Origin of the sequence: Prevotella dentasini JCM 15908 (genome assembly GCF_000614065.1) — a bacterium.
Taxonomy (GTDB): domain Bacteria; phylum Bacteroidota; class Bacteroidia; order Bacteroidales; family Bacteroidaceae; genus Prevotella; species Prevotella dentasini.
The window spans coordinates 1-23,143 of the sequence record NZ_BAKG01000013.1 but is presented as its reverse complement, the minus strand read 5'-3'; the positions used below and the strand labels follow the sequence as shown (position 1 = coordinate 23,143).

Here is a 23,143-nt window from a genome sequence, read left to right as displayed (position 1 = left end):
AACAACAATAATGAGAAAACATCTATTTATTTTCCTATCCCTTTTCCTCTTCGCCTTGATGGCAGAGGCTGCACCCGTATCAAAATCGGCTGCAACAGCCATAGCAAGGGATTTTCTTTCCGCCCGCGGCATAAAAATGAAACAACCGCGGTTCGTACTAAGTGCCCCTACCCCACATCAGCCTTCCTCCCCGGCAGCCTACTATGTATTCAATGCCGGCAACCAGAAGGGCTTTGTCATTGTCTCGGGCGACGACCGAACCGAGCAGATACTGGGATATTCCGATTCCGGTTCCTTCCCCTCTCAGGAAATACCCGACAACATGCGCAGCTTTCTGCAAAGCTATGCTGACCAAATCGGACAACTCGACCAAATGAACGAGGAAATGACCGGCGGACAATACGAAGGGACTCCTGTCCGCAACGCCATATCTCCCCTGATTAGCAGCACATGGGGACAAGATTATCCCTATAACAGCCACTGCCCCGTCTACCGGGGTCAGAAGACCGTTACGGGATGTGTGGCCACGGCTGTAGCGCAGGTAATGGCTTATCACCAGTATCCCAAGGCTACTACAGCCACAATCCCTGCCTATACAACGGATGCACTAAAACTGAAATGCGGACAGATAAACAGCAACTCCACCATAGACTGGGAGAATATACTCCCCCGCTATAGTGGCACTGAAAGCACGGAGCAGAAAGAAGCCGTCGCCAACCTGATGGCATACGTCGGCAGATCTATATATATGGACTATGACATAGGGCAAAACGGTGGCTCCGGGGCAAGCGACTATGCCGTTGCTCCTGCACTCAGCAAGTATTTTGATTACTCAGCACGGCTAATCAACCGCAGGAATTATAGCAAGTCGGCTTTCGACGAAGCCATTTACAACGAATTGTTGTCAAGACGCCCCGTTGTCTTTTGCGGTGCGTCTACAGGAGGCGGACACAGCTTCGTACTGGACGGCTACGACGGAAAAGGCATGTTCCACGTCAATTGGGGATGGAACGGAATGAGCGACGGATACTTCCTCATTTCCATACTCAACCCCAACAACACGACAGGAACGGGTGCCAGTTCGTCGTCAGACGGATACAGCATGCAGCAAACGGCCATCATCGACATACACCCTCACGGGAAGCCGGTAGCACCAGGACTTACCATGAACTTAAAAAGAATAAGCGGACATGAGGCTGTTCTCCAAGTCTACAACCTTTCAGGCACTGATAACACTTTTGAATACGGCATTGGATTCATTGACGACCATGGAACGATAACCATGACGAGCACTATAGCGTCTGTTTCTTTAAGAAGTTTCTATGGAATGGAAAGGCATGTTATCCTTAAACTCCCTAAGGAGTTAGGCTCGTATCGTGTCATGCCCATTAGCCGAATAGCAGGGACACAGGAATGGTCCTACGATATTGACTGCTATGCAATGGTAACCGTAACAGAGCAAGGTGCAACGGCATCTTTCATTGATTACTCTGACCCATCTCACCTGACGACAGACCATATTATGGCAGGAGGATTCAAGCAGCAGGGCATAGAACAGCCTATAAGTTTTGAACTAATAAACTCTGGCAAGGAAGACTTCTATGGCAACATCTATCTGTTTGCTTCTACTACGCAAACAAAGGGAAGGCCGGCTGCATCCACTTCACCTTCAGTCTCAGCAGGCAGCAAAGAAGAAATAGATATGTCATTCACCCCCAACCTGAAAGGCAAATACAATATTTGGATTGCCACGGACACGCAGGGAAAGAACGTCATAGGACAGGCGCAGGTGGATATTCAACCCAGACAGGCATCGGGGAAACTGGACGTTACCTTCTCATACGACGGAATGACCAATGGCACCTTGTTCGGCAAAATGATTAAGGGCAAAGCGCATGTAGTCGCCAAGTCAGGCAACAGTCAAGGAACCATTTCCATCTATTGCACGGATTCGAAAGGCAACTTTATCGGCACAGCCTCTCAGGAAATTGATTTGCAACAAGGCAACAGCATAGATATTCCTTTCGAGTTCCATACCATTTCGACAGGAACACATAGTCTCATTGTCTATAACGGCCAAGACTTTATAACACAAGCAAAAAGATTCCTCTACTCAGGTGCTATTCTCTACAAGGCGGATGGCACAGAAAACGGAGTAAAGATAAATGACGGGCTGAAAATACCCGACGACGTCGTTGCCGTTGACCTCACGGGCGTACAGCCGAAGCCCATAGAGCCTAACAACAACCCCAACACCCTTTACTATGTGAAAGTTTCGGACGCTTCTAAGTTCGGCTTAGAGGGGAAAAATGTGATTGTAAATGGCATTGCTGAAAATATTAAACTTGAAGACGGACACGATTTCTATTGTCCGCTATCTTTCCGGGCTAACCATATCAGCTATACACGCACGGCCAAACGTCAGCTTGACAAAGCCGGCGGATGGGAAACGATTGCCCTTCCCTTCGATGCAACGGATGCGACTATAGACGGAACAACAGCACAATGGTACACCTCTACGAGCGACAAGGGCAAGCAGTTCTGGGTGATGAACCTGTCCGCCAGCCAAGGCGACAACCTTATCTTCAGCCATGCGGAGTCTACCCTGCGTGCTTGTGTTCCTTATCTGTTGGGAATCCCCGATGCTGGAACAGACGGAAGAACGGTGTCATTCAGTGCAACGGACATTGTCGTAAACAGCTCCCCACTCTGCCTGACAGCCTCAACCGACTATAGCTTCTGTGGCGGACTTTCAACCAAACAGGTTTCAGCCTATCTCCTCAACGAAGAAGGCACTAAGTTCTGCAAGACTACAGGTACCGTTGCGCCATTCCGTGCCTATATAGAGCCCACTCAGGCTGACAACCAAGTACAGCAGCTGAACATTCTGCTGACAGGGCGTTCCGTACTTTCCGGCATATCCTCCATAAGCGAAACGGATACTCTCTCCACAGCTCCTGTATTCGATTGCCAAGGACGCAAGGTTGCTGGTTCGTTCAGCGAACTCAAACAGCGCACTATGCCCAAGGGCGTTTATATAGTAGGCGGTAAGAAGGTAGTACTTAGATAAACGTTTTGTCCCATCCTTTTGCCCGGTTTCTGTTGTATAAAAACAACAAGGCAGAAGCAATGAGGGTGGGACAATATAAAAAACAAAAGCCGCAAGGATTTCCTCATGGATAATCCTTGCGGCATTTCTTATTCCTTATGTTCGTTAGAAAGGCAGGTCGTCGTTCGAGTCGCCACTCTGAGTGGTCGGAGGGAATGGAGCCTGTGCGCCGGCAGACGGTGTCTGTGGCGTGGCAGCAGCTGCAGGTGCGGCAGCCTGTGCAGCCGTTGCGTCAATGCGCTGAATATTCCAAGCACGGATGCTATTGAACCAACGTCCCTGATATTCATGTGCATCAATATCGAAGCTGACAATGATTTCCTCACCAGCCTTTATGGCAAACTGGGCTATACGGTCTGCTCCGAAGAGATTGAAGACCATTTTCCTTGGATACGAGTCATGTGTTTCAATAACGTAGTCTTGAGACTCCCATGGACCACGGGCAGACGTGCCTTTACGCACTTCCAGAACAGCGATAACTTTTCCTTGTAATTCCATTTATTCTTAATTATATTAATAATTTTGCTTTTCGTTTGTGTTTGCGAAATTACTAAATTAGTTCTAAAAACAGAAACTTTTAGCTTTATTTTTTGCTATTCACACTGTTTTTTCGTATTTTTGTACATCTAAAAGCACAAGGCAATACATGCCCCCAAAATGCTTTTAGAAGTAGAAGCAATAATTAAAAGAATAAGATACTAATGAGATTTACCATTTCAAGTACAGCACTGAGCAGCAGACTGCTTACACTTTCACGGGTCATAAACAGCAAGAACTCGCTTCCGATTCTTGACTGCTTCCTGTTTGAAGTTCTTAACGGACATTTGATGATTACCGCATCGGATAATGAGAATGTCATTCAAGGCGGAATAAACCTTGACGGAAATGAAGGTGAAGGCAACTTTGCCGTAAACAACCATACCATTTTGGATGCTGTAAAGGAGCTGCCGGAGCAGCCATTGACCATAGATGTAAACTTCGATGAAATGAAGATGTACGTTACCTACCAAAACGGTGCTTACAACTTTCCTATTCAGAGTGCCGACGAATATCCCAAGACACAGCCGGTAGCTGACGATGCAACGGTCATTTCCATAGATTCATCCATTCTCTCTGACAATATCGGACGCTCGCTCTTCGCTACGGCACAGGATGAGTTACGCCCTGTGATGAACGGTATCTATTTCGACCTCAATGCTGACGGGCTTGCCATTGTAGCCAGCGATGGTCATAAATTAGTTCGCAATCGGAACCTCTCCATCAAGAGCGATGCTCCTTCCGCCTTCATCCTGCCGAAAAAACCTGCTACGTTGCTGAAGAATGTACTGACAAAGGACGGTGGTGATGTCGTTATCCGCTTCGACCAGCGTTCAGCTAACATCTCTTTTGCCGACGGAAATCTGATTTGCCGCCTTATAGAAGGCAAGTACCCCAACTATAACAGCGTTATCCCGACTAACAATCCCAACCAGATTACCATCGACCGAAAATCACTGATAGGTGCCATCCGGCGCGTTCTACCATTTGCAAGCGACTCTTCACAGCTGATTCGCTTCCATGTCGAAATGGGAAACCTGACACTCAATGCTGAAGACATTGACTTTTCAACGAGTGCAAAAGAAAGCCTGACCTGCGAATATAGTGGTAATCCGATGAGCATCGGATTCAAAGGATCGAGCATGTTGGAGATTCTGAACAACCTACAAAGCGATGACGTCATAGTGCAGTTGGCCGACCCGTCCCGTGCAGGTGTTATTATTCCGGCAGAACAACCCGATAACGAGGAAGTCTTGATGCTGATTATGCCGATGTTGCTGAACGATTAACAAAGAACATAAAACGCTGCCCGGACTTCCCGGGTGGCGTTTACGATTATTAAAGATAATGAAATTAAATCTGACAAAGCCTCTGATTGTTTTCGATTTAGAAACAACGGGGCTTGATCTTGTTAAAGACCGCATCATCCAAATATCTTATATTAAGGTTTACCCAGACGGGCAAGAGGAGCGTGAGAATGTATTCATCAATCCCGAAAAGCCAATACCGGCAGAAGTAACTGAACTAACAGGAATAAGCGACGACGACATAAAGAATGCACCGACTTTCAAGCAGAAGGCCAAGGAACTGGCAACCAAGTTTGGCGGCTGCGACTTTGCCGGATTCAACTCCAACCGCTTCGACGTGCCGATGCTTGCCGAAGAATTTCTGCGTGCAGGTATTGACTTCGACTTTTCCAAGTGCCGTCTCATTGATGCCCAGAATATCTTTCACAAAATGGAACGCCGCAACTTGTCAGCTGCCTACGAATTTTATTGCGGGCGGAAGATGGAAGACGACTTCGAGGCTCACCGTGCTGACCAAGACACGGAAGCCACATGGAGAGTACTGCAAGGTCAGTTGGAGATGTATTCACCGGAGAAGCAGCAGGAAGAAGAGCGCATCTTGAAAAACGATATGGACGAGGTGGCAAAGTTCTCACGCATGAACGACTTTGTAGACTTCTCAGGACGCATTGTCTGGCAAGATGTTACCGACAAGGACGGGAATACGCTAACGGACCAAGAAGGAAAACCTCTCAGGCACGAGGTGTTCAACTTTGGCAAATACAAAGGATGGGATGTTGCGGAAGTACTCCGCAAGGATCCGGGATATTACAGTTGGATGCTGGCAAGCGACTTCACCTATAACACCAAGCAAGTATTGACACGCATCCGTCTCCGCGAGTTTAACAACAAATAGTTTATGCTACAGGGAAAAAAGATTGTTCTCGGCATCACCGGGTCAATAGCAGCCTATAAAAGTTGTCTAATCATCCGACAGCTTATCAAGAAAGGTGCAGAGGTACAGGTAGTCATTACGCCTGCCGGTAAAGAATTTATTACTCCTATTACGCTCTCTGCCCTTACCCACAAGCCCGTAGTCTCGGAGTTCTTTTCCCAGCGCGACGGTACATGGAACTCGCATGTAGACCTCGGTCTATGGCAGATGCCATGCTGATAGCCCCCTGCACAGCCTCTACCCTTGGGAAAATGGCAAACGGAATAGCCGACAATATGCTTATTACGACGTATCTGTCAATGAAAGCTCCTGTTTTTGTTGCACCTGCAATGGATCTTGACATGTACAGCCATCCATCCACACAACACAACTTGGATACAATACGAGGCTATGGCAACCGAATCATAGAACCCGCAAGCGGATTCCTTGCAAGCGGACTGGAGGGAAAGGGGCGAATGGAAGAGCCTGAACTAATAGTTGATGCACTTGATGCCTACATCGACACAACCACTACAGGACACGACTTACAAGGCAAAAGAATCATGATAACCGCAGGGCCAACCTACGAGAAAATAGACCCCGTCAGGTTCATCGGCAACTATTCGTCGGGAAAGATGGGATTCGCTTTGGCAGAAGAGTGTCTGCAACGTGGTGCAGACATAACCCTGATAGCCGGCCCGGTACACCAGACCTGCTCTGAAAAGATACACCGTATCGACGTAGAATCCTGTGAGGAGATGTATCAGGCTGCCTTGAAATGTTTTGCCAACAGCGATGCTGCCATTCTTTGTGCTGCCGTTGCCGACTTCCGTCCCGATTCGGTTGCCGACAGAAAGATAAAACGAAAGGACAACGACCTTATCATCCGGCTGAAACCTACCCATGACATAGCAGCCACATTGGGAGGAATGAAGAAGGACGGACAGCGCATTGTTGCCTTCGCTTTGGAAACCAACGACGAGGAAACCAACGCACAGCGCAAACTGGAGAAGAAGAATGCAGACTTTATCGTGCTGAACTCCACAAGAAACCCCGGAACGACTTTTCAGTCGGACGATAATCAGATAACCATTATATCAAAAGAAGGTAGAAAAGCGTATGACAAGAAGCCGAAAACTGCTGTTGCAAGCGACATTATTGACGAGCTTGTCAATAGGCTGTAACCTTTCGGCCACGGCACAGGAGCTGTTGGCTAAGGTAACGGTCAACCACAACCAAATACAGGGAACAGATGCTTCGGTATTTGACAATCTGAAGCAAACGCTTGAACAATTCATCAACGAGCGGAAATGGACAAATCTGCAATTCCAAAAGAATGAACGGATAGCCTGTAATTTCAATATCACGGTAACGAAGTATGACCCTAGCTCAAACATGTTTACCTGTACGGCTCTCGTGCAGGCAAATCGCCCGGTCTACAATTCGGCCTATACCACGACTCTATATAATAATCAGGACGGTGATTTCAATTTCACGTTTGCCCAATTCGACCAACTGGAATTTAACGAAGCATCCATCGACAACCAGCTGACGGCACTCATAGCCTACTATGCCTATCTGTTCATCGGACTGGATTTGGACTCGTTTGCGCCCATGGGCGGTGAGGACATTCTGCAAAGGTGCATGAACCTGACCAACAACGCGCAGAACCTTAGCTTTACGGGATGGAAATCGTTCGAGACACAGCGGAACCGCTTTGCCATCATCAACGATTATCTTGACGGTGCCATGAAATCGTTCCGCCAATTGCAATACGACTACTACAGGCAAGGACTGGACGAGATGGCAAACAATGCAGAGCGGGGACGCACCAATATCACTACAGCATTGGAGAACGACCTGAAGAAAGCCCACGAAGACCGTCCGCTAAGTCTGCTGCCACAAATCTGGACTGACTACAAAAAGGACGAGCTTGCCAATATATATAAAGGTAAGGGGACGCAGAAAGAAAAGGAATCGGTCTACGATATTCTCTTCAGCATCAATGCCAGCCAGAACCCCACTTGGGAGAAGATTAAGCAATAACCGCGGAACCCGTGTGCGAGACGAATCCCCTCACCATCTCTAACTCTACCGAAGCATGCTAAAACATCTCTATATAAAGAACTTTACACTGATAGACCAGCTCGACATCGACTTTCACCCGGGTTTCTCCGTCATCAGTGGAGAAACCGGAGCCGGAAAAAGCATCATTCTTGGTGCTATCGGACTGCTCTTGGGCAACCGTGCCGACAGCAAACAGATAAAGAAAGGCGAGAAGAAATGTATCATTGAGGCGCATTTCAGCCTTACGCACTACGGTTTGGAAAAATTCTTCGAGGAAAACAATATCGACCTTGATGCCGAAGACACGATTATCCGACGCGAACTGAGCGATACGGGAAAGTCGCGCGCCTTCATCAATGACACGCCCGTCCCGCTCCAATTGATGAAACGACTGGGTGAGCAGCTTGTCGACATCCATTCCCAACATCAGAACCTTTTGCTTCAGAGAGAGGATTTCCAACTCAACGTCGTCGACATCATCGCCGACAATGCAAAAGACTTGCAGACATTCAGGGAGAAATACACACTGTACAGGTCTGCTGCACGTCAGCTGGAGCAGATGAAAGCCGATATAGCCAAGGGACTGGAGAACGAGGAATTTATGAGATTCCAGTTCGAGGAAATCAATAGTGCCCATCTCACGGACGGCGAGCAGGAAGAGCTGGAGGCCGAGAGCCGCACCCTTTCCCATTCTGAGGAAATCAAGACAGCACTCTACGAGACGGACAAAGCCCTGAACGACGAAGAGACTGGGGCGGTGAAAAATGTCAAGGCTGCCGCAGAATGTCTCCGAAGAATAGAAGAGGTGTTTCCGAAAGTAAAAGGAATGGCAGAGCGGCTTGGCTCCGTCCACATTGAGCTACAGGACATTGGAAGTGATGTCGGCAGCGATGTGGAGGACGTAGACTTCGACCCCAACAGGATGGACAGCATCAATCAGAGGCTGGACAAGATATACTCGCTTCAGCAGAAGTTCCGCGTCTCATCGGTAAAGGAACTCACAGAAATAATGGAGAACCTGAAGGCGCAGCTGCACAGCATAGATAACAGCGACGAAGCACTCAAGGAACTGGAAGCCGAGACAGGACGCAGGCTGGCAGACTGTAACAAACTTGCCAAGACGCTGACCGCCCTGCGCACAAAGACCGCAAGGAAAATAGAGGAGGAAATGAGAAACCGCCTCGTCCCGTTGGGCATCCCGAACGTCAGATTCCAAGTACAGCTCCTGCCAAAGCCCCTGTCGGCCGACGGCGCAGACAAGATTCAGTTTCTCTTCTCCGCCAACAAGAGCACGGAGATGCAGCCCGTCGTACAGGTAGCATCGGGTGGCGAGATAGCCCGTGTCATGCTCTCGCTGAAGGCAATGATAAGCGGTGCGGTGAAGCTGCCGACGATAATATTCGACGAGATTGACACAGGCGTCAGCGGAAAGACAGCCCAAAAGATGGCACTCATCATGAAGGAGATGGGCGACAGCAACCGGCAGGTAATCTCCATCACCCACCTTCCGCAGATTGCAGCGTTGGGAACCTCGCACTACAAAGTGGAAAAGGAGGAGACACCGGCAGGCACACGCAGCCAGATGCGCGAACTCTCGCAAGAACAGCGCGTATCGGAAATCGCTCAGATGCTTTCAGGTGCCGACATATCGGAAGCTGCCTTGCAAAACGCCCGCGAGCTGCTCTGCAATGGCAAAAAGCAATATTGAAATGAGAAAACGGAAAAAAGACAATATGAGACTACTCTTAGGATTGTTGCTGCTCTGCACCGGCATCTCCAAAGCCTGCGCACAGCCAGCCGCGGTAAGGAAGGCAGCCGAAGCAGCCTTCACGCTGACCACCTACAAGAAAGACGGGTCGGTACTCGCTACAGCCAACGGCGTGTTCATCGGAAAAGACGGAACAGGCGTAACCCTCTGGTCGCCGTTTGCCGGAGCAGAGCGAGCCGTAGTGGCCGACGCAAAGGGAGAGAAACACGACGTGGAAGTGCTCTTGGGAGCAAACGAGATATACAATCTGGCAAAACTCCAAATCAACGCTGCAACCACCGCCGCACCGTTGGCAAGTACGGCCACGGCCAACTCCAACGCATGGATAGTTACCAGTACGCAGGAAGGCCAACCCATCCTGTCGGATATCTCCGAAGTGGAAAAATTCATAACGCAGTACAACTATTGCATACTGAAATCAGCAGCCACAGACCGGCAGGCAGGCGCGCCCGTTGTCAACGAGAAAGGACAAGTCATAGGCCTGTTCGCCACCTCGGCATCGGGACAGCAAAGTGCCACCGATGCAGCATACGCCCGCGACTTCAGCCTGACCGGCCTCTCGCAGAACGACCCCGTCATGCGCCAGTGCGCCATCCGCATAGGACTCCCCGACGCGCAGGACCAAGCCCTCATCGGCCTGATGCTCTCCATCCAGAAGCCCAAGGAAGTACACAGGAAAGTCATCGACGAGTTCATTGCCAAATTCCCGACCCTGAACGACGGCTACTTCGCCTCGGCATCCTCAGACATGGCAGAAGGCAGATGGCAGGAAGCCGACAAAACCCTCCAAGCTGCTGTAGGAAAGGCGGAAAACAAGGGCGAGGCGCATTTCAACTATGCCCGAAGCATCTATCAGGCAGCCATTACCGGCAACGCCTCCGCCATCGGATGGACACTCGAAAAGGCCATGACCGAGGCCAAGGAGGCCGACAGACTGAATCCGCAAGAAGCTACAAGCACCTGATAGCACAGATAGACTACGCCAAGGGAAACTACAAGGAAGCCTACAATGCCTTCGAGCAGCTGACAAGGACGAAATTCAAGAACCCCGAACTCTACCTCGAAATGGCCCAAAGCCGCGAACATTTAGGAGCCGCCAATCAGGAGATACTCTCGCTGCTGAACCAAAGCATCGAACTATGCGACACCCCCTACGCCGCTACCGCGGCCCCATTCTTTCTCGCCCGTGCACGGCAGTACGACAGGATGGGCGACTACAGAAAAGCCATGCGCGACTACTATACCTACGAGTATTTCCTCCAAGGCACCCTCGGAGCCGGCTTCTACTACGAGCGCGAGCAGTGCGAAGCCAAGGGACACCTGTGGCAGCAGGCCCTTCAGGACATACTCATCGCCTCACGCCTTGCCCCCGAAGAGGCTGTCTACCATGCCGAAGCAGGAAGCCTTCTCCTCAGAGTAAACAAAACCGACGCAGCCATCGCTGCCGCCAAGCGTGCCATCAGCCTGAAACCAGACTTTGCCGACGCACATCTCGTCCTCGGCATCGCCCAGTGCCAGAGCGGCCAGAAAGAAGAAGGACTCAAGAACATATCCAAGGCCAAAGAGTTGGGCAATGCTCAGGCAGACTCCTTCCTCAACAAGTTCAAATAGCCCATATTCCCCAGCCCGGACACAAAAGTACTCTATTTCCTCGGCACTCTCCCGTCAATATCAATTAAGGAAGCCCTCCGAGAGAATATACAATACATAATCAGCCTTATATACAATTTTTCATTATTTCCAGTATGAAGGAAAACATTTTCCTACATACTGGAAATATTTTTCTATTCATCAGAATATCATCTCTACACTACAATTAATAAAGACTCACCTAATAATAATAAAATTACCACCCGATAGTAATTGAATTACCACTTGAAGATAACTGAATTACCACCCGATGGTAATTGGATTACCACCTGAAGATAATTGAATTACCACCTGACGGTAATCGGATTACCACATGAAGATAATTGAATTACCACCCGACGGTAATCGGATTACCACATGAAGATAATTGAATTACCACACGACGGTAATCGGATTACCACATGAAGATAATCGAATTACCACCTGATGGTAATCGGATTACCACATGAAGATTTTCATATTATACCCTATGGAAAGCGGACGGAAAGGCATATCTCACTCCTGAAAACCCACGGTCATAAAACCGCACACCAAACAAAAAGACGCCCGTCGGCAGAATGTGGGATTCTGCCGACGGACGTCGCTACATGAAAAAAACCGTGTACCAATGTTCCGGGAACAATTGGCACACGGCCCGTTTACTTATACCTTTCTAAGACTACAATGCAAACTTATAACCCAGAGTTATCTGGAATACGCTGTTCTTGGCATCAGAGAAGTCTGAAACCTTGGTCAGTCCCCAGTTGTAACGTGCATCGAGCTGAATATTGTTATATTCGTATGAGATGCCGACAGGATGGAGAAGTCGAACGACTTGGCATCAACATCTGCCGTCTTCGAGCCAGAACCGAGGCTTGTCTCAGCAGAGGTCTTTACCTCACCGTTCACCTTGAAGCCCGGCTGTATACCCAACTTCACGGCCAAGCCCTTGACAACATAAACGTTGGCCATGATGGGAATGTTGATATAGTCCAGTTTTGTAGTAGTGGTTACGGACTGACCCAAAGCCTCCCACTTGCTCTTGCATCCCTGCATGGAGTAGATGGCACCTGCCGAGAGAGAGAACAGGTCGGAAACCTGATACTCGCCTTCAACACCTGCTGCCAAGCCGATACGGCTGTCGGCATCTCCTTCAGAGAGATTCGCGATGTTCATACCAATCTTTGGCTGAAGATTGAAAGAACCTACTGCGTGCTGAGCGTATGCTCCAACCGATGCAAGCATTACTGCTGCCATGAGAATTAACTTTTTCATAACTTTATGTATTAAAATTAAACGTTTTGTCTTGTTCCTTTATTATAACTAAGTGCAAAAGTAAGAACTTATATGTTAACCTGCAAGTTTTTTCCCACAAAAACAATAGGGAAAACCCTATTTCTGCACAACGGCATCCGATAATCTCCGGCTTCCAGACCCGTTTGCCGTTATCACGGCCAAGGCCTATTCCCAAGCAGCGGTCAGGATATACTCGGGGCTGACCCGGTGAAAAAAACGCACGACGCTGCCGTTCCGCATATTGATTATTTCCGATTCCTTCAGCCGCACCTTCATCTCCGCCAACGCCAAATGCTCTTCGGAATACAGCTTGTACATGGTTTCCTTGGCACACCATACTATCTGCAAGTCCTCTGTCGAATCGTACCTTTCATCCTCCGGAGAAAACGGGGGGCAACGCGCTTCACCCGCTCCGAGGGAAATTCAATATCGACCCCCACCGAACGGGTTGGGGAAAATAAGATGGCAACATGTCCCTTGGTGTGCGATATGCTGACGTTGCCATCGGAAATCAAGGGCCGGCCGTCGGCATTGTGGGAAATCTCCACCTCCCTGCCCAGCATCAGCTTCAGGAGTTCCCGTTCTCCGCGAAGCTCTTCCGCCCTGCCCTGCCCGATGGCGTACAGGCCCAGAACCACGTCTCCGGCAATCTCTTCTATCCTAACGGGCATTGCCTACGGTAACTTTTATCTTGCTGATACGGCGTTCCTCTATGTCCATTACCTCAAAGGTATAGTTCTTATAGATGATTTTTTCGTGAACGCCCGGGAAATCTCCCTTTATTTCCAAGAGCAGGCCTGCCAGCGAATCCGCGTCGCCCTCCACTTCCGAAAATTCGTCGTCAGCCACGTTCAGTATCTTCGTAAAATCACTCAGCAGTGTTTTTCCTTCAAAAAGATAGACATTGCTGCCTATCTTGGAATAGAACTTCTCCTCCTCGTCGTACTCGTCGTTAATTTCTCCTACAATCTCCTCGAGTATGTCCTCCAACGTTACGATGCCGCTCGTGCCTCCAAACTCGTCTACCACAATCGCAATATGCACCTTGTTGCTTTGGAACTCACGCAGCAGATCGTCGATTTTCTTGGTCTCGGGTACGAAATAAGGAGGACGGATGAGACTCTGCCACCTGAAATTGGACGGCTTGGAAAGATAGGGAAGCAAATCCTTGATGTAGAGCACTCCCCTCATGTTGTCATCATTGTCCTGATAGATGGGAATACGCGAGTAGTTGTTCTCCACAATGCACTTCAGCACGTCAGAATAGGAACTGCGGATATCAAGGTCGACAATGTCCTGCCGGGGAGTCATCACCTCCTTCGCCGTCTCATCCCCGAATCGGATAATGCCTTGCAGCATTTTCTGCTCATCCTTGATTTCGTTTTTGTTCGTCAGTTCCAAAGCCTGCTCCAAGTCATCCACCGACAGCTGCCTGTTCTCCTTCTGCACCATTTTCTCGGCGAACGTACCGCTCTTGAGCAGAATATTCTCCAAATACCAGAACAGGCCGCGGAGCATGACGATATACCTTGCACCAAGGCGGCAAAACCGCAAGGAATTCTGGCGGCTGTACACCTTCGGCATAATCTCACCGAAAAGCAGAAGAATAAAGGTAAGGAGAACCGTTATGCAAAGAAATTCCAGCCAAGCCACCTTGAACAGCAGAACACTGCCCAAGACATAGTTGGAAAGCATGATGATGGTTACGTTCACCAGATTATTGGTAATCAGGATAGTCGCCAAGGTACGCTCGCTATCTTCTCGAAGCATCTCTATTTGCTTGTCGGCCGGGCTGTGTTCGGCATCCAGTTCATCTACGTCATTAGGCGAAAGGCTGAAGAAAGCTATTTCCGATGCACTGGCAAACCCTGAAAGTCCCAAAAGCACAACGGCCAAAGCCGCGGCTATCAGCACTCCGGGAGTCGGGCTCTGAAAGACTACGTATGAAGATATGTCCAATAATAAATCAACCATTTAGAATGGGAGTTTTGAGTCGTCGCCAACCTGCTGCCCTGACGGCGTGTTTTCAGACGAGGCCATATCAGACGATTTCCGGGGAGCGGTCAGCCACTCAAGATTATCGGCATAAATCTCTGTCGCCATTCGCTTGGCCCCTTTCTTGTCATCGTAAGTACGGTAGCGGATACGGCCCTCTATATAAACCTTATCCCCCTTGTGAATATATCTCTCTGCATACTTGGCAAGCCCCTTGAACAGCACGATGTTGTGCCAGTCCGTCCTGTCCGGCACGCTTGTCCCGTTCGGGAGCACATATCCACGCTCGGTTGTTGCCAAAGGAAACGAGGCCACACACTGGTCGGCCTCGTAGTAATGTATCTCCGGCTCCTTTCCTACGTTTCCAATCAACATGACCTTGTTCATACCATCAACATATTAAAAAAGTTACGGGTACGCACCGGAATACATGCGCCCTTATTACTTCCACATTCCCAAATACCTAAAGGAGAAGTTCTTGCCTTTAGCAGAAGGAAACTGACTACGGGCATCTACCCTGCCCTTCAGATAATCAATGATTCGGTTGTAGCAGTCCATGCCCGAAACAGCCTTGCAGTTCGCAACAAAATGGGTGTCGCGATACTCATGCTTCCCCGTTGCAGGCAGGAAGACTACACGCTTGAAGTTGAGCTGCCCTTCATACCATCCCTCCCGCTCTTCGGCAAGGTGCATGATGGCAGGATTTTCCTTACGCTGTGCATAATCACCACTGGAACGGAGAGCCTTCTTCTGTTTGAAGTCCAGCATGGTGGCAGCCTCTGTCTTAATGATAATGAAATAAATACGGGGACGCACCTTATACCGCTTCGGATAGAACACATCGTTGGCAGCATACGTACGAATATCAGCCTCCAATTCTGGAGTCATCTGAATATCAGGGATAGAGACCAAAAAATCAAGAGCGTCATCGACATTATGTACTAACGTTTCATTGTCGAAGTATCTTAAATACAAATTCATTCTGTTGGCTTTAGTATGTTTCTCTTAAAAAGAGCGGCAAACGAGACTCGAACTCGCGACCCCGACCTTGGCAAGGTCGTGCTCTACCAACTGAGCTATTGCCGCATCAACAATGTAAGAAACTTCTTACAAACTAATGTGAAGAGGAGGAGACTCGAACTCCCACGAAACAATTTTCACTACCCCCTCAAAGTAGCGCGTCTACCAATTCCGCCACCTCTCCGACATTATTTATATTAACATTCTGAATAAGCAAAGTGCCCAGAACAGGACTCGAACCTGCACGTCGTGAAACACACGCACCTGAAACGTGCGCGTCTACCAATTCCGCCACCTGGGCATAAAAGAGACACGTCTCCCTGAGTACTTATTTCAGAATGTCAAAGAGCGGCAAACGAGACTCGAACTCGCGACCCCGACCTTGGCAAGGTCGTGCTCTACCAACTGAGCTATTGCCGCATTTATCATCCACACATCTCTCTTGATGTGTGTCGGGGCGACAGGATTCGAACCTGCGGCCGCTGGTCCCAAACCAGGAGCGCTACCGGGCTGCGCTACACCCCGCTACCATTCATACAAATTTTATTATCTCTTTAGCAGAGAAACATCATTTCTGAATTGCGAGTGCAAAGATAGCATATCTTTTTAATTCCACCAAACTTTTCGTATATTTTTTGCAAAGTTTTTTCACAAAGAAGCGCGTTGAATCCCTTGCTCTCGCACAGCGAGTGCCATTACAAAGACACACTCGTGCCTGTCCGTATCTGCTGATGCGTGCGTACTGCTATATTCTGTTTATCCACTTCCGCTGCTGCGTGCACGTGCTGTTTTCTGATTATCGGACAGACACGCGGTCTGTCCCTACAGCGTGGCTGCGACTCGTTGTCCTTGGAGCATCCGCTGCTGCATGCGTATGCTGTCTTCTGATTATCGGACAGACACGCGGTCTGTCCCTACTGCGTGGCTGCGACTCGTTGTTCTTGGGGATGGAATCGGGGGAGGCATATCAATCTGTAGGGACAGGCCCTATGCCTGTCCGCATTGCCACGTGCCAGTCCGCTTTCGTTACAATGTATGTTTACTGCTTTCTGCCTGTCAGCATCCGCTGATGCGTGCGTGTATTGTTTTCTGCCTGACCGCATCCACTATACGCGTTCTTCTTTCCTTGAAGACTGGACAGACACAAAGTGTGCCCCTACACACCGATTGCATGTAGGGACACACCCGTGCCTATCCGAAAGAAGATAGTTACTTCTTCACCACCTTCTTGCCGTCAACGATGTAGATGCCGGCAGGCAATTGGTCGAAGTTGCCGTTCATACGCATACCATGCATATTGTAGATACCCTGCTCCCCGGCAGACACGCCAACAGGTACGGTGTTGATGCCAGAGACTTCAGTGGAAATTACCACCTTGCTCGTTACTACCTTGCCGTCCGAACCGAAGAGGGAGTAGCAAGGTTCCTTACCACCATCTAACATGAAATCCTTCAGGTATGTACCTTCCGGGGCAATGATGGAGCAACCATTGAAGGTAGGCTTATCCCAAAGGCTGCTGATGCTGCCTGCATACTCGCTGCTCTGAGAACCTCCGCCTTTGACGCGCACGATACAGTTGTCGAATGTCCAAACACCCTTGCAAATGCCGTTGACTCCTGCTGCCACCTCAACGACGCAGTCCTTCACGGTGAGGTAGCCATTGTTCTGTATGCCGCAACTATGGAGACCATCCGCTGCTGCCGAACCGTTCACCTTGAGAGTTCCGCTACCCATAAGGGTAAGATGAGCAGAATCGGCATTGCATAATCCCATGCCCTTGTCGGAGATAATGGTGCTGCTGCCCACAAGGTTGACAACGAAACCGTCCAAGGTGCTGAAAAGGGCCGTACCCGAGGCATTGCCGTCTTCCTCTGCCGTATTGCGGATTGTAGCGTTTTCGAGGGTGAGGGTCTTGCTGTCATGGTCATACTTCACAGTTCCCTCTACGCCGGGAATGTCAGTCAGGCTATTGAAGTTCTCCGACGTTACCTGCACGCCTGCAACACTGAAGCCGTAGTTTTCAACCTCTGGAATTGGCGCGATGGTTATCCAGTCGGCAAACACCTTGCCGTCGGAGCCGAAGAGAGAGTAGTAGTTTCCGTCGTCTCCTGTAAAGTCTTTCCATACTCCTTCTTTTGGAGAGATGAGACCACAATCCTTGAAAGTAGGCTGAGAATGAAGCCAGCCCATGCTGCCTGCGTATTCATCGTTCGCAGAGCCGCCGCCCTTGACGCGCACGGTACAGCCGTCGAACTCCCAGTTACCGTGGTTAATGCCGCTGATTCCGCCCGTTGCCTCAACGGTGCAGCCTTTCACTACCATGCTGCCCCTGTTCAGTATACCACAGCTGAAAAGCTCATTCGCAGCCGTTTCCGCACCGCTCACCTTGAGCGAGCCGCCGCCCGTAAGAGTGAGCTGCTTTTCCCGGAAATTAAACATACCCATGCTCTTTTCGGAAATAAATGTATTGTTGCCCACGAGGTTGACGGTCAGGCCGTCCAAGGTATTGGTGAAAGCCACACCAGAGGCATAGCCGTTTTCCTCTGCCGAATTGCGGATTGTAGCGTTTTCGAGGGTGAGAGTCTTGCTGCTATGGTCATACTTCACGGTTCCCTCTACACCGGGGATGTCCGTCAGGCTATTGCAGTTCTCCGACGTTACCTGCACGCCTGCAACATAAAAGCCGTAGTTTTCAACCTCTGTAATTGGTGCGATGGTTATCCAGTCGGTAAACACCTTGCCGTCAGAGCCGAAGAGAGCGTAGTAGATTCCATCATCCCCTGTAAAATCTCTCCATACTCCTTCCGCTGGAGCGGTAAGAATACAATTCTTGAAAGTAGGCTGAGAATGAAGCCAGCCCATGCTGCCTGCATATTCATCGTTCGCAGAGCCGCCGCCCTTGACGCGCACGGTGCAGCTGTCGAACTCCCAGTTGCCGTGGTTAATGCCGCTGATTCCGCCTGTTGCCTCAACGGTGCAGCCTTTCACTACCATGCTGCCCCTGTTCAATATACCACAGCTGAAGAGGTCGTTCGTCGCTGTTTCCGCACCGCTCACCTTGAGCGAGCCGCCGCCCGTAAGGATGAGCTGCTTTTCCCGGAAATTGAACATACCCATGCTATTTTCTGAAATAATGGTATTGTTGCCCACGAGGTTGACGGTCAGTCCGTCCATGGTATTCGTAAAAGCCACACCCGAGGCATAGCCGTTTTCCTCTGCCGAGTTACGGATTGTAGCGTTTTCGAGGGTGAGGGTCTTGGTTTCGGGGTCGTACTGCGCGACACCCTCTACCCCATCAACGACGGTGAGGTCGTCGCAGTTGTCAGATGTTACCCATACACCTGCAACCATAAGGTCGTACCGTTCCTGCGCCTGCGCTGTGGTGGACAGTGCAAACATTGCGACGAACAGCGCGACTATCGCCGCAGGCAAGTTCTTGAATGGACTTTGTTGTTTCATCGTATTGACGCCTCCCTGCTAAATCCCTTTTTGGGGCAATACCTTATAGAGGCTCGGGCATTAGAGTTTAATGATTATGATTAATTTTTCCTGCGGCTACAGACGTGGCAGTCTGTCCCTACAGGGTGATTGTCGGTTAGGAATGTGCCTATGTGTATCAGAATATCGGAGCAAGCCGAAGTGAGTACCCGCATCAACAGGGAGCGGTAGAAGATGACGGCCACCGCCACGACCCTGCCAGCAGCTGCTTTGACTGCAATTGGCACTCTTGTTCGCAAAGATAATGTTTTCTTCCGACAACACCAAATATCAGGTAATTTTTTTTTATTATTCGTTGCGTGCCAAGGGAGAAAAGGATGTATTACACACTACCGCCTCCTTCCCGAGAGGGGAGGAGACGGTATGTCGTTTATGTTCTGACTGGCACTTAGGCCAGCCCGGGAAGGGATTCTACTTCTTCACTACCTTTCGTCCGTCTACGATGTAGATGCCGGCCGGCAGGCGGCTGAAGTCGCCGGACATGCGCACGCCCTGCAGGTTGTAGATGCCCTGCTTCTTGGCAGGCACGGCGGTGGCTACGGTGCTGATGCCGTCGGCGGTGCCGAATACCGTAACGTCGTCGATGTTCAGACGGAACTGGTCGGTGCAGTTGTAGTGGCGGAACGCTACGTACCGGGTGCCGGCAGGCAGGTAAACATTGTATTCGTACCACTGGCCAACAGTCCTCGTCGTAGGCTTGGCGGCCGTCATGGTCCACTCCTCTACGATGGCGAAGTCGGAGACTTCCCTGCCCGTCTTCGAGGCGCATACTGCGAAGTGATCTGCAGGATAGTCCTTATCCTGTGCCATGGCATAGAATCTCACCTTGGTCGCTCCGCTCACGAGCGGCGTAATGAGGTAGTTGTCCGGGTTAAGGGGCTTACCATCGCCGTAAGAGTACGAAGTGGCAATGCCCTCTCCCGAGTGTGCTGATACCGTATATTCTCCTTCGTTCTTGAAATAGAACGTCCAGTCGTATCCGTCGCCGTCGCTGTCGATGGTTTTCCATCCCGCTGGCATGCCTTCCTGCTCGAAGCCTTCATAGAGAAGAGTGCCGCCCGACGGTGTCGGCTCTATCACCACCTCGCCCTTCAGCAGCGTTCCGTCAAGTGCCACGCCCATGAGCGATGGGTCGTAGGCTGCGCCTGCGGGCTGCGTAATCTGGCAGTTGTTGAGGGCGAGCCATGTCAGGTTTCTCATGGTGTGGTCATAGTCCTCAGTCCCCGTGGAGACAGCCGTGAAGTGCGAGCCGTCGATGGTCAGGCCTGCCTCTTTCCAGCCGTTAACTCCCTGACAGCCCTTCATCGTTAAGGAGCAGCCTCCAGACACGGTCGTATTGCCCTTGTAGATGCAGAGGGCTATGAATCTGTCGCAGTTGACGGTGAGCGAGCCGCTGCCCTTGATGTTCAGGTTCACTCCTGCGAAGCGCAGTCCGTGCCCGTAGGTGGAGTGCAGGACGTTGTTTCCTTTCACGACAATGGTGTAGACCTCATCGGTCGGGTCATCCTTATCCACTTCAATTATGGTCGCGGACGTGTTGATTACCGCATTCTCAAGGGTGAGGGTCTTGGTGTCGGGGTTGTAGAATACTTTTCCCTCCACACCGTCAATACTGCTGAGGTCGTGGCAGTTGGCAGACGTTACAGGCTGTTCGCAAACCGTGATGGCGTATGTTTCTGCTTCGCCACTGCTGTAGTTGATGCTGATGGTGTGTGTCTTGCCGTCGTTTATATTATCGGTTATCTTGCCGTTGGATAGCCTGACGGTGAAGGTGCCTGCCGGGTCGCCGTCCATGCGTAACGTACCCGTGGTAAAGACAGCCGCGCTTGAGCCGGGTTTGGCAAAAGAGTTGAAAACCTTAGAACCGCCCTTATAATAGACTACGGCCCAATAGTATCCGTCGTGTTCGCTTTCTTTCTCCGTCAGGTCGATGTCCTTGCCCACATGGAAGTCCTTGTTGAGTTCCAGTTCGATTTTTTCTTTCTTGTCTTCCGAGAGGTATAAAGAAAGCATAAAGCCCCCTGTACCACCATCATATTCATGCGACAGGACGGCTTTTTCCTCTCCGTCGATGGTTACGGTTCCGCCTGCCTGCGCAGTCTGCGGCAGTGCGAGCATTGCGATGAACAGGGCGACTATCGCCGCTGCCGTGTTCTTGAATAAGTTCTTATGTTTCATCGTATTTATGCCTCCCTGCTGAATCCCCTTCCGGGGCAACGCCTTGCGGAGGCTCGGGCGTTTGGGTTAAATAATAGTTTGTTTTTTATTTTGGAGTTAAGTGGAGTTTGCATCGCCCCGTGCTCCTTTGTTTTTTTGTTTTCTTTCTTCGTTTATCGGTTTATCTGTTTTCTGTTTATCTGTTTATCTGTTTATCTGTTTTCTGTTTATCGGACAGACACGAGGTCTGCCCCTACACCGTGGCTGTCGTTCTGCCTATCCGCTGTGTTCTGCATTTTGTTTCATATTAATTTACCTTATTAATTATAACAGGCAGACGGTGAAGATGTTCATGATGCGCTGCCAGAGTGAACACCAACGAGGCGGTGGGATGGGCGGCGGATTCTCGGGGTGAATACCGTGTTTCTTTGCCTGTTCTCTTCGGTCGAGTTCGCAGTCAATCATTTCGCGGATGGTATCAAGCAGGTCGGTACGGTCTTCCAAGAACTGCATGTTCTGCTTTTGCCGTAGGTTCTGCTTTCCGTCTGATTGCTGTTTCATCTTACCGTGGAAATTTATGTCTTAATTCTGCTGCAAAGATAAGGGCAAGATTCGCGAAAGTACATAGCGAAATCGGACAAAAAAATAGCGAAATCGGACATTCTTCATTTTCCCAATCTATCAATATCGGACATCAATACATCGCAACAATCTGAATCACAGAGTTTTATTAGTGATATTTTTAGGCCTTTTAACATTTACAGCTTTGGGGATATTTTAGTCTTTCCGAAGGAGATAAACAGCATTTTCTGCGCATCGGGCACGGCAGATCTATTCGTTATGGCAATGTCTTTTTGTAGAGTTTGATAGGAGAAAATGCCTTTCCCCGACATAAAAATCCGTAGGGACAGGCCCTGTGCCTGTCCGCTTACGCATGCGTGTGCTGTTTGATTATCGGACAGACACGCGGTCTGTCCCTACACCGTGGCTGCGGCTCAACACGACACACCCCGTGGCTGCGGCTCGCTGTCCTTGGGGCGAGTCGGAGAAACATATCAATCTACAGGGGCATGCCCCGTAATTGACTCCTGAATCTTAAACTTGTGCGTTGGGAGCATCCGGATTATAACAATCATGCCCCCAACGTATGGGGTTCTCGTAAATATAATTGCGAATATTGTCAAAATCATATTGATTGCGGATAATATGGTCATAGAAACGACCCTGCCATAGGCGTTGGGAGAATGGCGGCCATCCTTTTTCCTTCACACCGCGGATATAAAGGTTTGTCGTATGACTCTTCCACCACTGCATGATGTCTGACAGATTACTATTTCCACCTATTTGTAAACCTATTATACAATGAAAATGATTGGGCATGAAAACATGCTCCCCACATTCTACATCCTTGAAAGTCTGAGGCAGCTCATAATAACTTTGCTCCAAGACCTTGGCAGCATCGCTCATCATCATACATCCGTCATAAACATGCCCAAACAAACACAGCCGCTTGTAAATAACGAGTGTTATGAAATAATAGCCACGGGTGGCGTAGTCATAATTCGCCAACCGCATTGCCTTGCGTTGTGGCATAGGATGCTGTTCGTTTACATTCATAGAGATTAGGTTATTTAAGCATGTATTTGTTCAACACCGGGCGATTTTTGGTTGCTGCAAGATTTATAGTAGCAAAGATTAAACATTTCACCGACAAAGCCAAATTTTTCCGTTTTCATCTTATGCCAATTAAGATAAGGAATAGTTTACGGGCCTGTTGGGGCACGATTCGTGAGGGAGATAGCCCGTGGCTGCGGTCCGCTGTCCTTGGGGTGATTCGGAGAAACATA

The 23,143-nt window shown here is 49.6% G+C and carries 16 protein-coding genes, 5 tRNA genes and 3 pseudogenes; 7 read left to right on the top strand and 17 right to left on the bottom strand.

All coding sequences use genetic code 11. The features are described from left to right. Window positions 1–10 precede the first annotated feature (10 nt). Window positions 11–3,070 (top strand): C10 family peptidase, encoded by a 3,060-nt coding sequence (locus JCM15908_RS07645; protein ID WP_159101322.1) that lies wholly within the window; start codon window positions 11–13, stop codon window positions 3,068–3,070. A gap of 144 nt (window positions 3,071–3,214) precedes the next feature. On the opposite strand, the gene JCM15908_RS07640 is transcribed toward JCM15908_RS07645, so the two are convergent. Beyond that, window positions 3,215–3,607 (bottom strand): DUF3127 domain-containing protein, encoded by a 393-nt coding sequence (locus JCM15908_RS07640; RefSeq protein WP_025002893.1) that lies wholly within the window; start codon window positions 3,605–3,607, stop codon window positions 3,215–3,217. Window positions 3,608–3,810: 203 nt separating this feature from the next. On the opposite strand from JCM15908_RS07640, the gene dnaN reads away from it, so the two are divergent. From dnaN to JCM15908_RS15605, 6 genes and pseudogenes are all read left to right on the top strand, one after another. Further along, complete coding sequence (gene dnaN, locus JCM15908_RS07635) at window positions 3,811–4,935, top strand: DNA polymerase III subunit beta (RefSeq protein ID WP_025002892.1); 1,125 nt, start codon at window positions 3,811–3,813, stop codon at window positions 4,933–4,935. Window positions 4,936–4,993: 58 nt separating this feature from the next. Continuing rightward, window positions 4,994–5,848: a 3'-5' exonuclease gene (locus JCM15908_RS07630; protein WP_025002891.1), complete on the top strand. Its 855-nt coding sequence runs from the start codon at window positions 4,994–4,996 to the stop codon at window positions 5,846–5,848. A 3-nt stretch (window positions 5,849–5,851) separates the two neighbouring features. After that, a pseudogene (gene coaBC / locus JCM15908_RS13025) lies at window positions 5,852–7,050 on the top strand (bifunctional phosphopantothenoylcysteine decarboxylase/phosphopantothenate--cysteine ligase CoaBC). Next, window positions 6,986–7,912 carry a type IX secretion system protein PorD gene (porD, locus tag JCM15908_RS07620; RefSeq protein ID WP_084607836.1) on the top strand — a complete coding sequence of 309 codons (927 nt, stop codon included), beginning with the start codon at window positions 6,986–6,988 and terminating at the stop codon, window positions 7,910–7,912. The pseudogene coaBC and the gene porD overlap by 65 nt, the downstream one beginning before the upstream one ends. Window positions 7,913–7,967: 55 nt before the next feature. Then, the gene (gene recN, locus JCM15908_RS07615; protein WP_025002889.1) at window positions 7,968–9,641 is read left to right on the top strand and encodes a DNA repair protein RecN; all 1,674 of its coding nucleotides are present in this window, start codon (window positions 7,968–7,970) and stop codon (window positions 9,639–9,641) included. 1 nt (window position 9,642) lies between these two features. Next, window positions 9,643–11,312, top strand: a pseudogene (locus tag JCM15908_RS15605) (tetratricopeptide repeat protein). A 697-nt stretch (window positions 11,313–12,009) separates the two neighbouring features. Here the strand turns inward: JCM15908_RS15605 and JCM15908_RS13015 are convergent. The 16 genes and pseudogenes from JCM15908_RS13015 to JCM15908_RS07540 all read right to left on the bottom strand — a co-directional run bounded on the left by JCM15908_RS13015 (window position 12,010) and on the right by JCM15908_RS07540 (window position 22,913). Beyond that, window positions 12,010–12,605 (bottom strand): annotated as a pseudogene (locus JCM15908_RS13015) (porin family protein). Window positions 12,606–12,791: 186 nt separating this feature from the next. Then, window positions 12,792–12,974, bottom strand: a complete 183-nt coding sequence (locus tag JCM15908_RS14625; protein WP_148295553.1) for a hypothetical protein — start codon at window positions 12,972–12,974, stop codon at window positions 12,792–12,794. After that, window positions 12,965–13,297 carry a 4'-phosphopantetheinyl transferase family protein gene (locus JCM15908_RS13010; protein ID WP_051530777.1) on the bottom strand — a complete coding sequence of 111 codons (333 nt, stop codon included), beginning with the start codon at window positions 13,295–13,297 and terminating at the stop codon, window positions 12,965–12,967. The genes JCM15908_RS14625 and JCM15908_RS13010 overlap by 10 nt, the downstream gene beginning before the upstream one ends. After that, on the bottom strand, window positions 13,287–14,600 hold the full coding sequence (gldE, locus tag JCM15908_RS07595) for a gliding motility-associated protein GldE (RefSeq protein ID WP_025002888.1): 1,314 nt from the start codon (window positions 14,598–14,600) through the stop codon (window positions 13,287–13,289). The genes JCM15908_RS13010 and gldE overlap by 11 nt, the downstream gene beginning before the upstream one ends. After that, entirely contained in the window at window positions 14,601–15,008 is a 408-nt protein-coding gene (locus JCM15908_RS07590) for a single-stranded DNA-binding protein (protein WP_025002887.1), read from the bottom strand. 54 nt (window positions 15,009–15,062) lie between these two features. Further along, window positions 15,063–15,602, bottom strand: coding sequence for a hypothetical protein (locus tag JCM15908_RS07585; RefSeq protein ID WP_025002886.1), 540 nt, complete (start codon window positions 15,600–15,602; stop codon window positions 15,063–15,065). 32 nt (window positions 15,603–15,634) lie between these two features. After that, a tRNA-Gly gene (locus JCM15908_RS07580) sits at window positions 15,635–15,707 on the bottom strand. A gap of 34 nt (window positions 15,708–15,741) precedes the next feature. After that, window positions 15,742–15,825: transfer RNA gene (locus JCM15908_RS07575), tRNA-Leu, on the bottom strand. Window positions 15,826–15,860: 35 nt separating this feature from the next. Beyond that, a tRNA-Leu gene (locus JCM15908_RS07570) sits at window positions 15,861–15,942 on the bottom strand. A 46-nt stretch (window positions 15,943–15,988) separates the two neighbouring features. Next, window positions 15,989–16,061, bottom strand: a tRNA-Gly gene (locus JCM15908_RS07565). Between the two features lie 32 nt (window positions 16,062–16,093). Continuing rightward, window positions 16,094–16,166 (bottom strand) — tRNA-Pro (locus JCM15908_RS07560). 684 nt (window positions 16,167–16,850) lie between these two features. After that, window positions 16,851–19,100, bottom strand: a complete 2,250-nt coding sequence (locus tag JCM15908_RS13005) for a ribosomal protein L7/L12 (protein WP_148295552.1) — start codon at window positions 19,098–19,100, stop codon at window positions 16,851–16,853. Window positions 19,101–19,180: 80 nt separating this feature from the next. Beyond that, window positions 19,181–19,366 (bottom strand): hypothetical protein, encoded by a 186-nt coding sequence (locus tag JCM15908_RS14620; protein WP_148295551.1) that lies wholly within the window; start codon window positions 19,364–19,366, stop codon window positions 19,181–19,183. 184 nt (window positions 19,367–19,550) lie between these two features. Next, window positions 19,551–21,317, bottom strand: a complete 1,767-nt coding sequence (locus JCM15908_RS14145; RefSeq protein WP_025002884.1) for a choice-of-anchor J domain-containing protein — start codon at window positions 21,315–21,317, stop codon at window positions 19,551–19,553. 303 nt (window positions 21,318–21,620) lie between these two features. Next, window positions 21,621–21,857 (bottom strand): hypothetical protein, encoded by a 237-nt coding sequence (locus JCM15908_RS07545; RefSeq protein ID WP_025002883.1) that lies wholly within the window; start codon window positions 21,855–21,857, stop codon window positions 21,621–21,623. Window positions 21,858–22,391: 534 nt separating this feature from the next. Next, window positions 22,392–22,913 carry a transposase gene (locus tag JCM15908_RS07540; protein ID WP_025002882.1) on the bottom strand — a complete coding sequence of 174 codons (522 nt, stop codon included), beginning with the start codon at window positions 22,911–22,913 and terminating at the stop codon, window positions 22,392–22,394. Between the last annotated feature and the right edge of the window lie 230 nt (window positions 22,914–23,143).